Genomic DNA, 14,047 nt, shown 5'->3' with positions numbered 1-14,047 from the left:
GAAAAGATTCAACGTACTATACTCTATTTCCTATAAAAAAAGAAGCTAACATATGTTAGCTTCGCGTAATCTCATACCCAATCGCACGATATCCTATATCACTACGATAAAATAAGCCATCGCTCTCAATCTTTGCGATTTCTTTATACACTCTATCTTTCGCTTCTTGTAAGTCTTTCGCTTTATAAGCAATAAATAGTACACGGCCACCATTCGTTACAAAATCCCCATGCTTCATCGCTGTACCTGAATGAAAGACAATAGCATCTTCTAAACGATCTAATCCTGTAATAATTTCACCTTTTTTATACGCTTCTGGATATCCTTTTGAAGCAAGTACAACACCAATTACTGCTTCCTCTGACCACTCTAACACTAACTCACTTTCATCTAATACAGCGTTACATACATCAACTAAATCATTTTCTAAGCGAGGTAATACAACTTCTGTTTCAGGATCACCAAAGCGTGCATTAAATTCAATTACCTTTGGACCATCATTTGTTAAAATAAGCCCTGCATATAAAATCCCTGTAAACGATCGATTTTCTTGGATCATTGCTTGAGCAGTTGGATGTAATACGGTTTGAATCGCTTCTTGGACTGCTGATTCTGGAATTTGTGGTACTGGAGAATATGCACCCATTCCGCCTGTATTTGGGCCTTTATCAGCATCAAAAGCTCTTTTATGGTCCTGAGCGATTACCATCGGATGTACAGTTGTTCCATTTACAAATGCCATTAATGAAAATTCTTGTCCATCTAAAAACTCTTCAATAACAACCTTCTTACTTGCCGCGCCGAACTTCACATCTTGTAGCATTTCTTTCACAGCCTGTAATGCCTCTTCAAGCGTCATTGCTACCGTTACCCCTTTACCAGCAGCTAATCCGTCAGCTTTAATAACGATTGGTGCACCAACTTTTTGAATATACTGTACTGCTTCTTCATAATCGGTAAAAGTTTCGTACGCCGCAGTTGGAATATCATACTTTTTCATAAGCTCTTTTGTAAAAGCTTTACTACCTTCAATAACAGCAGCCGCTTTATTCGGACCAAATACGCGAAGTCCCTCTTCTTTAAAACGATCAACAATTCCATTCATAAGTGGAATTTCTGGTCCAACGAAAGTTAACTCAATATTATTCTCTTTGGCAAATAAAACTAATGCATCAAAATCATTTTCATCAATATCAACTGGTATTGCAACATCTCGCATACCTTCATTACCTGGTGCTACATATACCTTTTTCACTTTTGCAGATTGTGCAAACTTCCAAGCTAAAGCATGCTCACGCCCACCGCGGCCAATTACTAAAACATTCATATTTCATCCCCCAATAATTAAATAAGTACAAACTAGAAGCTATGCTCCTAGTTTGCTTTTTCATATCAATAAAAGGTTATCTTGACCGGACTTTTTAAACATCCATCTCAATAAAGGTTTAAAAAGGAGGATCAAGAGCACCGAGCAGGTCTAGGCGCATTTGCCAGGAGGACACGGAGTGTAGCTTTCCTACATGAGTACCGCACTGGCGATGCAACGACGACATGCGAAGGTTATCTTGACCGGACTTTTTAAACATCCTCTATTAGTGTTTGAAATGACGTACGCCAGTGAACACCATAGCAATCCCATACGTATCTGCCACTTTAATAGAATCTTCATCACGGATCGATCCGCCTGGTTGAATGATTGCTGTAATTCCCGCTTTTGCTGCTTCTTCTAATGTATCTGGCATTGGGAAGAAAGCATCAGATGCAAGTGCGCTACCTTGTGCTTTTTCACCAGCTTGTGTAATCGCGATTTTTGCAGAGCCTACACGGTTCATCTGTCCCGCACCGACACCAATTGTCATGTCATCTTTCGCTAAAACAATTGCATTTGATTTCACATGTTTTACAACTTTCCAAGCTAGTTTTAAATCTTTCCATTCTTGCTCTGAAGGTTCACGTTTCGTTGGAATTGAAATTGTACTTTCATCTAATGATAACGTATCTTCCTCTTGAACGAGAAGTCCGCCTTGTACAGAAGTTAGTTTTTTGCTTGCACTTGTCGCTTTTTCAATATTTATAGTTAATAAACGTAAGTTCTTCTTACTTTGCAACACTTCTAAAGCTTCTTGCGAGAACGAAGGTGCGATAACAATTTCTAAGAAAATTTCATGTAACTTTTCTGCTGTAGCTTTATCAATTTCACGATTTGCTGCAATAATACCGCCGAAGATTGATACTGGATCTGCTTCATAAGCACGAGTATATGCTTCGTGAATATTAGTTCCTACTCCAACACCACATGGATTCATATGTTTTACTGCTACTACTGCTGGTTCTGTAAATTCTTTTACGATGCTAAGCGCTGCGTCTGCATCATTAATATTGTTATACGATAATTCTTTACCGTGTAATTGTTCTGCGTATGCAACAGAAGAAGTTGCTGCGAATGGCGCTTTATAGAAAGTTGCTTTTTGATGTGGGTTCTCGCCATAACGTAAGTCTTGCTTTTTCTCAAATGTCACAGTTAATGTTTCTGGACTTTCTTCACCCATTTGCTCTGTTAAGTAGTTAGAAATTAACGCATCATACGCTGCTGTATGACGGAATACTTTCGCTGCTAGTTTACGTTTCGTTTCCTCTGCTACTTCACCGTTCTCTTTCAGTTCTGCTAACACAATATCATAATCTACTGGATCTACAATTACAGATACGAATTTATGATTTTTCGCAGCAGAGCGAATCATTGTCGGGCCACCGATATCAATATTTTCAATTGCATCAGCAAATGTTACATCAGGCTTAGCGATTGTTTCTTTAAATGGGTATAAGTTAACAACAACAAAATCAATTGCTTGAATACCTAATTCATTCATTTGCGCTACATGTGTTTCATTATCACGAACTGCTAATAGACCACCATGAATATTTGGATGTAAAGTTTTCACACGACCATCCATAATTTCAGGGAAACCAGTTACTTCAGAAATACCAATTACTTGTAAGCCGTTTTCTTCTAGTAACTTTTTCGTACCACCTGTTGAAATAACTTCAATCCCTTGCTCTAGTAACCCTTTAACAAATTCTACTACTCCTGTTTTATCTGAAACACTTACTAATGCACGCTTTTTCATTTATCCTTCACCCCTGGTTGTATGTTAGTTAACAGTTGTTTCTTTCACAGACTGAACAATTTGATTCACTGTATTTACGTATAATTTATGTTCAACTTGCTGAATTTTCTTTTGTAAGCTTTCTCTCGTATCCCCTTCAGAAACAACCACTGCTTCTTGCGCAATAATTGGTCCTGTATCCATACCTGCATCTACATAATGAATTGTTACTCCAGTTACTTTCACACCTGCTTCTAACGCTTGACCGACAGCATCTTTACCCGGAAAGCTCGGTAGTAATGATGGATGAATATTAATAATCTTTCCGCCGTATGCTTCTAGTAACGTCGGCCCGATTAAACGCATATATCCAGCTAAAATAATATAATCAACTTCATATTCTTCTAGCTTCTTTAATATCTCTTTTTCAAACGCTTCTTTGGACTCATATGCTTTCGCTGAAAAAGCGAAACACGGAATATGATGATAATTTGCCCGTCCAACAGCGCGTGCTTCTGGTTTATCACATACTAATAAACTAATTTCTGCATCCAATCTTTTTTCTTCTACCGCATTAACGAGAGATTGAAAGTTAGATCCGCTTCCAGAAGCAAAAACTGCTAATCTACTCATAGTGCTGTGCCCCCATTAAAAGTAACGCCAGCTCCTTGTATAGTACGTCCAATAATACGAGCCGTTTCTCCTTGCTCTTCAAGAAGACGAACAACATCTTTTGCATCTTCTTCCTTCACTGCTACTACCATACCAATACCCATGTTAAAAATATTGAACATTTCTTTCTCTTCCAGTTTCCCAACTTCTTGAAGCAAATGGAAGATCGGCTGAATTTTCCAAGATCCTAGTTCAATCTCAGCACCAATTCCTTCTGGCAACATACGTGGGATATTTTCAATAAATCCGCCCCCTGTAATATGCGCCATACCGTATACTTCATGCTTCTTCAATAGTTCTAAAATAGGTTTGACATAAATTTTCGTTGGTTTTAATAATTCTTCACCAAGAGGTAGTTCTAAGCGTCCATAAATACGCTCTAAAGATAGTTCTCCATCTTCTAGTAACACTTTTCGTACTAAAGAGTAACCATTGCTATGAATACCGCTAGATGCTAAGCCAATTAGCACGTGACCAGCTTCAATCTTTTCACCTGTTACAATTTTCTTTTTATCAACAATCCCAACTGTAAAACCAGCTAAATCATATTCTTCCGTAGAATACATTCCTGGCATTTCAGCTGTTTCTCCACCGATTAATGCACAACCAGCTTGGCGACAGCCCTCTGATATACCTTTGACGATGTTTTCAATTTTACTAGGTTCAGCTTTACCACAAGCAATATAATCAAGGAAGAAAAGCGGCTCTGCTCCTTGGACAACAATATCATTTACACACATTGCTACTGCATCAATACCAATTGTGTCATGTTTATCTGCCATAAAAGCGAGCATCAATTTTGTTCCCACGCCATCTGTTCCAGATACTAATACAGGTTCTTCTAATGCAAATTTTGATAGATCAAACATACCTCCAAAACCGCCTAAACCGCCTAGTACTTCTTTTCTCATAGTTGTTTGTACGTGTTTTTTCATGCGAGATACCGCTTCATATCCAGCTTCAATATCTACTCCTGCTTGCTTATATGCATTCGCCATCGTTATTTACACCTCGTCTTTTAATTTCTCCCCATCCAGGGCGGGCCGTTTTAAGAAAAAAGCTAGCTTCTACAGCAAAAGAAGTAGAAGCTTTTTTCACTTTTCTTATTTCATACTTTCTAAAAGCTCTTGCTCATAATCATAAAGAGCTGTTGGATAGTCCCCATTAAAGTAAGCCATGCATAGGCCGCCATATTTCCCTTCATATGGACGTCCAATTGCATCTACTAATCCATCTTCGCTTAAAAATGTTAAAGAATCTGCTCCGATCATTTCGCGGATTTCTTCTACTGTATTATTTGCTGCAATTAATTCTTTTCTCGTTTGAATATCAATACCATAGAAACATGGATATTTCAGAGGTGGTGAAGCAATTCTTACATGAACTTCTGTCGCTCCAGCCTCACGAAGCATACGAACAATTCGTTTACTTGTCGTTCCTCTTACGATAGAATCATCAATCATAACAACTCGTTTCCCCTCAACCACACCTCTTACTGCGGAAAGCTTCATCTTAACCCCTTGCTCACGCAGTTCTTGAGAAGGCTGGATAAAAGTACGTCCAACGTAACGATTTTTAATTAATCCTAATTCATACGGAATGCCTGTTGCCTCCGCATAGCCAATCGCAGCTGAAATACTAGAGTCTGGTACACCAGTAACAACATCCGCTTCAATAGGAGCTTCCGCTGCTAAACGTTTTCCCATATTTTTACGCGCTGCATGAACGTTAACACCAGCAATATTAGAATCTGGTCGTGCAAAGTAAATATATTCCATACTACAAATCGCATGTTCTACATCGTTTGTGAAACGATCTACGTGAATTCCTTCATCATTAATGATAAGTAATTCACCAGGTTCTACATCGCGAATGTATGTTGCACCTACTACATCAAAAGCACATGTTTCAGATGCTACAACGTAAGCATCCCCCATCTTTCCAATTGAAAGCGGACGGAATCCATTTGGATCTAACGCAACGATCATTTCATTTCCAGTTAGTAAAAGATACGCAAACGCACCTTTCACTTTATTCAGAGCCTCTTTTACACTTTCAATTAAAGAGTCTTTCGTACTACGTTTAATAAGATGTAAAAGTACTTCTGTATCTGAACTAGTTTGAAAAATACTTCCCTCTGCTTCTAATTCACGACGAAGCATTTTTGCGTTAATTAAATTTCCGTTATGAGCTAACGCCATACTATGATCGGAAAAACGGAACAACAATGGTTGAACGTTAGCAACTTCACTTCCACCAGCTGTTGCATATCGTACATGTCCGATTGCTGATTTTCCATTTAATCCTTCTAACTCACCTCTTGAAAACACTTCTGATATTAAACCTAACCCCTTGTGACCGACGATTTTTTCCCCATTATTTACGACAATACCTGCGCCTTCTTGCCCACGGTGCTGTAAACTGTGCAATCCGTAGTATGAAACTTGTGCTGCATTTTCATGCCCCCAAATTCCGAAAACGCCACATTCTTCGTTTAACCCCTTTATTTCAGCAAGCATGGGATTGCCCCTTTCCAAGCCTTTCTCATTTCATCTACATTTGCTGTAAGTAATACTTCATTTTCTTCATTATGAATTGTTACTTCATTTGTACTTGTTACTTCTCCAACTTGGATTGCTTCTACTGCTTTCTCAAACGCCTCTTTATTTTCACGTTTTACAGTTATCACGAAGCGAGACTGTGATTCAGCGAATAATGCTGCTGTTGCTTCTCCATCTAATTTCACAGTAGCACCTAAGCCGTTAGCACCAATTGCACTTTCTGAAATTGCAACTGCTAAACCACCCTCAGCAACATCATGTGCAGATTGAACAAGACCAGCTTGAATTGCTTCTAATACTTGTTTTTGGCGTTTTAATTCTACATCTAGATCGATACTTGGTGATTGACCGAAAATTTTTCCGTGAATCATTTTCTGTAATTCACTTCCGCCAAACTCAGCTTTCGTCTCACCGATTATATAAACTAAATCACCAGCTTGCTTAAACTCTTGTGTTGTTACATGTTTTAAGTCATGTACAAGTCCGACCATCCCAACAGTTGGTGTTGGATATACAGCTTCGCCACTACGTTCGTTATACATCGATACATTTCCGCCGATAACTGGTGTTTGTAATGTGCGACAAGCTTCACTCATACCGTCTACTGATTTCTCAATTTGCCAGAAGATTTCTGGTTTTTCTGGGTTACCGAAGTTTAAGCAATCTGTAATTGCAAGTGGCTCACCGCCAGAGCATACGATATTACGCGCTGCCTCTGCTACTGCAATTTTACCGCCCATTTCTGGATCTAGATAAATGTAGCGAGAATTACAATCTGTCGTCATTGCTAATCCTTTTTCTGTACCGCGTACACGTACAACTGCTGCATCTGAACCTGGTGTAACAACTGTGCTTGTACGAACTTGGTAATCGTATTGATCGTATACCCACTCTTTACTTGCAATTGTTGGTTGCTGTAATAGAGCGAATAAAGCTTCTTTATAATTTTCTACTTTTGGCGTTTCCATTTTCATTGCTTGGAATTCAGCAAAGTATGCTGCTTCTTTTGATGGTTTATGATAAATTGGTGCTTCTTCTGCTAAAGCATCTGCTGGAACTTCAGCTACCTTTTCACCTTTATGGAATAAACGAAGCATTTTATCTTCCGTTACTTTCCCCATCGTAACCGCTGCAAGACCATACTTCTCAAATAAATCTACTATTTCTTGTTCTCTACCTTTTTTCACAACAATTAACATACGCTCTTGTGATTCAGATAGCATCATTTCATATGGTGTCATTCCTGTTTCACGCTGTGGTACATCATCTAAGTACATTTCAATACCCATTCCTGCTTTACTTGCCATTTCTGCAGATGATGATGTTAAACCAGCCGCACCCATATCTTGAATTCCAACAAGTGCATCAGATTGAATTAATTCTAAACACGCTTCAATAAGAAGTTTTTCCATAAATGGATCCCCTACTTGAACCGCTGGACGTTTCGCTTCTGAGCTTTCAGATAGTTCTTCCGACGCGAATGTTGCACCGTGAATACCGTCACGACCAGTTGATGCTCCTACGTACATTACTGTGTTACCAGCACCGTGCGCTTGCCCTTTTTTAATGTCTTCGTGGTTAATCAAACCTACGCACATTGCATTTACAAGTGGATTTCCTTCATAACATGGATCAAATTGTACTTCGCCGCCAACAGTCGGAATACCGATGCAGTTACCGTATCCTGCAATTCCTGCTACTACTTCTTCGAATAAATATTTCACACGTGGTGACTGTAATTCACCGAAACGAAGTGAGTTTAATAGAGCTACCGGACGTGCTCCCATAGAGAATACATCACGAATAATACCACCAACACCTGTTGCTGCTCCTTGATATGGTTCAATAGCTGAAGGATGGTTATGACTTTCCATTTTAAATACAACTGCTTGATTATCACCGATATCTACAATTCCAGCGCCTTCTCCAGGTCCTTGCAGAACGCGCTCACCTGTCGTTGGAAACTTACGAAGAACTGGTTTTGAATTTTTATAACTACAATGTTCAGACCACATTACAGAGAACAATCCTGTTTCTGTATAATTTGGCAGACGACCTAAAATCTTTTCAACCATGGCAAACTCTTCGTCTGTTAGCCCCATTTCCGCATATATACGCTCTTCTTTAATTTGTGTTGGATTTGGTTCAAGCATTAACGACATATGTTTCCCTCCACTGTTTTAAGATAGATTGAAAGACTTTTAACCCTTCAGCACCGCCAAGTAATTCATCTACAGCACGCTCTGGATGTGGCATCATACCAAGTACATTTCCTTTTTCATTTACAATACCAGCAATATCTGAAACGCTACCGTTAGGATTTTCTACGTAACGGAATGCGATTTGATTATTCTCTTCTAATCTTTTAAGAGTCTCTTCGTCACAATAGTAATTCCCCTCACCATGAGCGATTGGAATATTGATTACTTCATTTTTTTCATATTGTGATGTAAACATCGTTTCATTATTTTCAACACGCAACTGAACAGTACGACACATAAATTTTAAGTTTTCGTTTCTCATTAATGCTCCTGGTAGTAATCCTGATTCAACAAGAATCTGGAATCCATTACATACACCTAAAATCGGCTTTCCTTGCTCAGCAGCTTTTTGTACTGCTTTCATTGCATTAGCAAAGCGAGAAATAGCACCGCAGCGTAAGTAGTCACCGTAAGAGAATCCACCTGGTAGTAAAATTGCATCATATTCATCTAAATTCTCTGTATCGTGCCAAACGTAATCTACTTCTTCGCCAAGCTCATCTTTAATTGCATGGAACATATCGACATCACAGTTCGAACCTGGAAATACTATTACGGCAAATTTCACTGTGCGACAACCTCCTCAACTTCATAACGGAAGTCTTCCATTACAACGTTCGCTAATAGTTTTTCACACATTTCTTTTACCTTGCTATCTAAGTCAGATACAGATTTATCAATTGTTAGTTCCATGTACTTTCCGATTCGAACGTCTTGTACTTCTGTGAATGAAAGACTATGAAGTGCTCCTTTTACCGCTGTTCCTTGTGGATCTAATACGCTTTCTCTTAATGTTACATATACCTTAACTTTATACATGTGAAATTCCCCCTAAACGTTTTAAAATCTCTTCATAAGCATCTGTTAAATTTCCAAGATCGCGACGGAATACGTCTTTATCAAACTTCTCATTGCTCGTTTCATCCCATAAACGGCAAGTATCTGGTGAAATTTCATCCGCTAATATGATTTCTCCCTCTTCCGTTACACCAAACTCTAATTTGAAATCTACTAATCTTACACGACAGCTTGCGAAATGATCAATCAACACTTGATTGATTTGTAGAGCCATATCTCGTAATACGCTTACTTGCTCTGGCGATGCAACGTTTAATACACGAATATGATCTTCCGTTACAAGCGGATCTCCTAAATTATCATCTTTGAAGTAAAATTCTACGATTGGTTCTGCAAGTACAGTTCCCTCTTCCATTCCTAATCGTTTTGAAAGACTTCCTGCAATTACATTTCTTGTGACAACTTCTAAAGGAATAATACTCACTTTTTTAACAAGTTGTTCTGTTTCAGATAACTTCTCAACAAAATGTGTTTTAATTCCTACTTCTTGTAACTTTCTGAACAATAAAGTTGTAATCTCATTGTTCAAACGACCTTTTCCTGTAATCGTCTCTTTTTTCTCCCCATTGAAAGCAGTCGCACTATCTTTGTACTCTACCCAAACCATATCTGCTGATTCTGTACGATAAATTCTTTTTGCCTTACCTTCATACAGCAATTCTAGCTTTTGCATTTCGCAAGCCCCCTGTAGTTTGAAAAATGTGAATAATGTTTTTATAAAGAATGGCACAGAATGACTCTATTCTGTGCCATATGAAATTTTACGCTTCGTTTAATCCAAGGCGTTCAAAGATTGTATCAACGTGTTGCATATGATGCTCATAGTTGAAGCATTCATTAATTTCTTCTTGTGTTAACTTGCTTGTAATGCGCTCATCAGCTTCTACAAGCTCTTTAAATTGTACTTGTGTTTCCCAAGCTTCCATCGCTTTAGGCTGTACGATATCATAAGCTTCTTCACGTACCATACCTTTGTCGATTAGTGTAAGCATTACGCGCTGAGAATAAATTAAGCCGTATGTTCTTGTCATATTGCGTTTCATATTCTCTGGGTATACAGTTAAGTTTTTAACGATATTACCAAAGCGATTTAACATGTAATTTAATGCGATTGTAGCATCTGGTAAAATTACGCGTTCTGCTGAAGAGTGAGAAATGTCACGCTCATGCCACAATGGAACATTCTCATAAGCTGTCATCATATAACCGCGGATAACACGAGCTAAACCAGTCATATTTTCAGATCCAATTGGATTACGCTTATGTGGCATTGCAGAAGAACCTTTTTGGCCTTTTGCGAAAGCTTCTTCAACTTCACGTGTTTCACTCTTTTGTAAGCCACGAATCTCAACTGCCATCTTTTCGATAGATGTTGCGATTAATGCAAGTGTTGACATGTAGTGTGCGTGACGATCACGTTGCAATGTTTGTGTTGAAATTGGTGCTGCTTCTAATCCTAGATTTTCACAAACATATTTTTCTACGAATGGATCGATATTTGCATATGTACCAACCGCACCAGATAGTTTACCAACACGAACTGTATCAGCAGCTTGTTTGAAACGTTCTACGTTACGTTTCATCTCTTCATACCAAAGACCAAGTTTTAAACCGAATGTTGTTGGTTCTGCATGAACACCGTGTGTTCTTCCCATCATGATTGTGTATTTATGCTCTTTCGCTTTGTTAGCTAAAATGCTTACAAAGTTCTCTAAGTCTTTTAATATAATTTCATTCGCTTGTTTTAAGATGTAAGATAATGCTGTATCTACTACATCTGTAGATGTTAAACCGTAATGAACCCATTTACGTTCTTCGCCTAGTGCTGGCGTTTCTGATACAGCACGAGTGAATGCAACTACGTCATGACGTGTTTCTTTTTCAATTTCATAAATACGATCAATATCAAATGATGCATGTTCACGAATTTTTTTAACATCTTCTTTTGGAATATCGCCAAGCTCAGCCCATGCTTCACAAGCTAAAATCTCAACTTCTAACCACGCTTTAAATTTGTTCTCTTCCGTCCAAATCGCACCCATTTCAGGGCGTGTATAACGACTAATCATCTTTTTCCCTCCAACAGTTGTTCTTGATGGTCCCAAATATGCAAACTCTTCGCTTTTTCTAGAGCGACTTCAATATTATCATTTAAAATATTAACATGCCCCATTTTTCGCTGTGCTTTTGCTTCTTCTTTTCCATACAAGTGTAAATAGCACCCGGTTAATCTATTCACTTGTCTTAGGACCCCTTCTATATGTTCGCCTAAAATGTTTACCATGACAACTGGTTTTAACAAATTTGTTTCTCCTAGAGGTAAATTACAGATTGCTCGAATATGTTGACCAAATTGGCTCGTTTCACATGCATCCTGTGTATAGTGTCCTGAATTGTGAGGTCTTGGTGCTAATTCATTAATGTAAATCTCACCATTAGCTGTAGCAAACATCTCTACAGCTAGTGTTCCCACAAGTTTTAATTCATCCGCAAGTACCTTTGCATAAGCAATTGCTTTTTGAGAAAGCTCTTCTGTAATACGAGCTGGAACGATAGATTCATGCAAAATGTTATTTACATGAATATTTTCCGCTACCGGAAATACTTTCGTTTCACCACTTACACTACGAATCACAATAACGGATACTTCTTTTTCAAAAGGCACCCATTTCTCTAAAATACACTCTGCTTTATCCACAAGATCTCTTGCTGCCTCAACATCAGCCTCACTTCTTAAAACAACTTGCCCTTTCCCATCATATCCACCTGTCGTCGTTTTTAAGACGGAAGGGAATGATAACTCAGCAATTGCTTCTGTAAGCTGATCTTGATTTTGAACTAATCTATACGTTGCTACTGGTAACCCAGCCTTCTCAATTGCATTCTTTTCTGTAAAACGATTTTGCGTTTTATTTAACAACTGACTACCTTGTGGCAAGTAAGCATGTTTTTCAAGCCATTGTAAACATCTATAATCAATATTCTCAAATTCATATGTGACAACATCACTTATCTCTGCTAAATGCTGAATTGCCTTTAAATCGTCATACGGTGCAACAATTTCAATATCAGCAACTTGTGCACATGGTGAATGCTTTGTAGGATCTAAAACAGCAATTTTATATCCCATCTCCTTGGCTGCCAATGCCATCATTCTTCCTAGCTGGCCGCCTCCAATAATGCCGATTGTTTTTCCAGGTAAAATGATTCTCGTCATACTAGCTCACTACCTTCACGCACATCTTTTTCAATCGCTTCTCGTCTCAATTCTAATGCATCATGTATATCATCATGGAATGATCCAAGTATTTGTGCAGCAAGTAATCCAGCATTCGTTGAACCGGCTTTACCAATTGCAACAGTTGCAACTGGAACACCTCCTGGCATTTGGACGATGGATAATAATGAATCTAAGCCGTTTAATGCTTTTGATTGAACTGGAACTCCAATTACAGGAAGATTTGTCTTCGCTGCAACCATTCCTGGTAAATGTGCTGCTCCACCAGCTCCAGCAATAATAACTTTCAATCCACGTTCACGAGCCGTCTCTGCATATTCAAACATATAATCCGGAGTCCGATGAGCGGATACAACTTTTTTCTCATACGGTATATTTAATTCATCTAAAATGTCACAAGCATATTTCATTGTTTCCCAGTCTGACGTACTTCCCATTATGACTCCAACTAGTGATTTCATATTAGAATCCCCCCGATTCAAATAAAAAAAGCCTGAAATAGAACAGTTTCTCTTTTACTATGAGAGAAAGCGCTCTACTCAGGCATACGTATCCCTTGTGAATAGAAAAATACCGAGTGACTTTCCCTCATAGTCTAACGAATAACGGTCGTTAGGTAGAGACTTGCAGGCCATATCCCCGCGATTATATGAGGTCTTATATTATTGTTTCTATGGCTATATTAACAATATTTCATAAACGATGTCAATAAATAATCGAATGTTTTTTTATTAGTAGTCAATAACGTTCGTGTTTTAGTTATATTCAAAAGAAGAATTGCAACTATATGCAAGAAGAAAAAGGAATTAGAATATATATTTCTAGAGATCTATTTACTTATAATCGTTTATATAGTACTTCAGTATGTTTTAAATCAAAATATATACACTCTTGTATTCTACACATCAATAGAACTTTTATTATAACGATTTAATTTCTAAGGAGGATAAACGTGAAAGAAAGAACTATGCTATTATCCTATTTATTTTTTTCTATCGCAGTAATTGTTGTAATTATTGAATACTTATTTATAGCATCTCATTATTTAAAATATATACTTATGATAGAAATAATGTGTCCTATTTTAAGTATTTCAGGAACACAAAAAATCATTGCTATTATTTTAAACAGTCTCTATTTCATTCTTTTTTCGTCTTTAGCGTTATTAAATTTATGGATTATAACATTCGGTAAATAAAAATAAACACAAAAAAACCTAAGTCGAAACGACTTAGGTTTTTGCTTGGCGACGTCCTACTCTCACAGGGACAAGGTCCCAACTACCATCGGCGCTAGAGAGCTTAACTTCCGTGTTCGGTATGGGAACGGGTGTGACCTCTCTGCCATCAT

At 38.0% G+C, this 14,047-nt stretch carries 13 protein-coding genes, 1 rRNA gene and 1 riboswitch; of the genes, 1 reads left to right on the top strand and 13 read right to left on the bottom strand.

Going from position 1 to position 14,047, the window contains the following annotated elements; translation table 11 throughout:
• Positions 1-55: 55 nt before the first annotated feature.
• From purD to purE, 12 genes are all read right to left on the bottom strand, one after another.
• A complete protein-coding gene (gene purD / locus ACS2FK_RS24455; RefSeq protein ID WP_063546273.1) occupies positions 56-1,327 on the bottom strand; it encodes a phosphoribosylamine--glycine ligase in 1,272 nt (423 codons plus the stop codon).
• Positions 1,328-1,592: 265 nt separating this feature from the next.
• A complete protein-coding gene (purH, locus tag ACS2FK_RS24450; protein ID WP_000745406.1) occupies positions 1,593-3,128 on the bottom strand; it encodes a bifunctional phosphoribosylaminoimidazolecarboxamide formyltransferase/IMP cyclohydrolase in 1,536 nt (511 codons plus the stop codon).
• A 24-nt stretch (positions 3,129-3,152) separates the two neighbouring features.
• On the bottom strand, positions 3,153-3,740 hold the full coding sequence (gene purN, locus ACS2FK_RS24445; protein WP_000088590.1) for a phosphoribosylglycinamide formyltransferase: 588 nt from the start codon (positions 3,738-3,740) through the stop codon (positions 3,153-3,155).
• Positions 3,737-4,777 (bottom strand): phosphoribosylformylglycinamidine cyclo-ligase, encoded by a 1,041-nt coding sequence (gene purM, locus ACS2FK_RS24440; RefSeq protein ID WP_001262441.1) that lies wholly within the window; start codon positions 4,775-4,777, stop codon positions 3,737-3,739. The genes purN and purM overlap by 4 nt, the downstream gene beginning before the upstream one ends.
• Positions 4,778-4,882: 105 nt before the next feature.
• Entirely contained in the window at positions 4,883-6,298 is a 1,416-nt protein-coding gene (purF, locus tag ACS2FK_RS24435) for an amidophosphoribosyltransferase (protein ID WP_000879026.1), read from the bottom strand.
• A complete protein-coding gene (gene purL, locus ACS2FK_RS24430; protein ID WP_000055560.1) occupies positions 6,283-8,502 on the bottom strand; it encodes a phosphoribosylformylglycinamidine synthase II in 2,220 nt (739 codons plus the stop codon). The genes purF and purL overlap by 16 nt, the downstream gene beginning before the upstream one ends.
• The gene (purQ, locus tag ACS2FK_RS24425) at positions 8,486-9,169 is read right to left on the bottom strand and encodes a phosphoribosylformylglycinamidine synthase subunit PurQ (protein WP_000666785.1); all 684 of its coding nucleotides are present in this window, start codon (positions 9,167-9,169) and stop codon (positions 8,486-8,488) included. Before purQ ends, purL begins: the two co-directional genes overlap by 17 nt.
• Positions 9,166-9,420, bottom strand: coding sequence for a phosphoribosylformylglycinamidine synthase subunit PurS (gene purS, locus ACS2FK_RS24420; protein WP_000278823.1), 255 nt, complete (start codon positions 9,418-9,420; stop codon positions 9,166-9,168). Before purS ends, purQ begins: the two co-directional genes overlap by 4 nt.
• Positions 9,413-10,132, bottom strand: coding sequence for a phosphoribosylaminoimidazolesuccinocarboxamide synthase (gene purC / locus ACS2FK_RS24415; protein ID WP_001170549.1), 720 nt, complete (start codon positions 10,130-10,132; stop codon positions 9,413-9,415). The genes purS and purC overlap by 8 nt, the downstream gene beginning before the upstream one ends.
• A gap of 88 nt (positions 10,133-10,220) precedes the next feature.
• Positions 10,221-11,528 (bottom strand): adenylosuccinate lyase, encoded by a 1,308-nt coding sequence (gene purB / locus ACS2FK_RS24410; protein ID WP_000625682.1) that lies wholly within the window; start codon positions 11,526-11,528, stop codon positions 10,221-10,223.
• Entirely contained in the window at positions 11,525-12,676 is a 1,152-nt protein-coding gene (gene purK / locus ACS2FK_RS24405; RefSeq protein WP_063546271.1) for a 5-(carboxyamino)imidazole ribonucleotide synthase, read from the bottom strand. The genes purB and purK overlap by 4 nt, the downstream gene beginning before the upstream one ends.
• On the bottom strand, positions 12,673-13,158 hold the full coding sequence (gene purE, locus ACS2FK_RS24400; RefSeq protein ID WP_000839367.1) for a 5-(carboxyamino)imidazole ribonucleotide mutase: 486 nt from the start codon (positions 13,156-13,158) through the stop codon (positions 12,673-12,675). Before purE ends, purK begins: the two co-directional genes overlap by 4 nt.
• 110 nt (positions 13,159-13,268) lie before the next feature.
• Positions 13,269-13,370, bottom strand: a riboswitch (purine riboswitch).
• A 279-nt stretch (positions 13,371-13,649) separates the two neighbouring features.
• On the opposite strand from purE, the gene ACS2FK_RS24395 reads away from it, so the two are divergent.
• Positions 13,650-13,895, top strand: a complete 246-nt coding sequence (locus ACS2FK_RS24395) for a hypothetical protein (RefSeq protein WP_063546269.1) — start codon at positions 13,650-13,652, stop codon at positions 13,893-13,895.
• 43 nt (positions 13,896-13,938) lie between these two features.
• On the opposite strand, the gene rrf is transcribed toward ACS2FK_RS24395, so the two are convergent.
• A 5S ribosomal RNA gene (gene rrf / locus ACS2FK_RS24390) occupies positions 13,939-14,047 on the bottom strand; the annotation flags it as partial.

It is taken from the genome of Bacillus cereus group sp. BceL220, from assembly GCF_051776965.1.
Classification (GTDB): Bacteria; Bacillota; Bacilli; order Bacillales; family Bacillaceae_G; genus Bacillus_A; species Bacillus_A cereus.
This window is presented reverse-complemented; position numbering and strand designations above follow the sequence as displayed.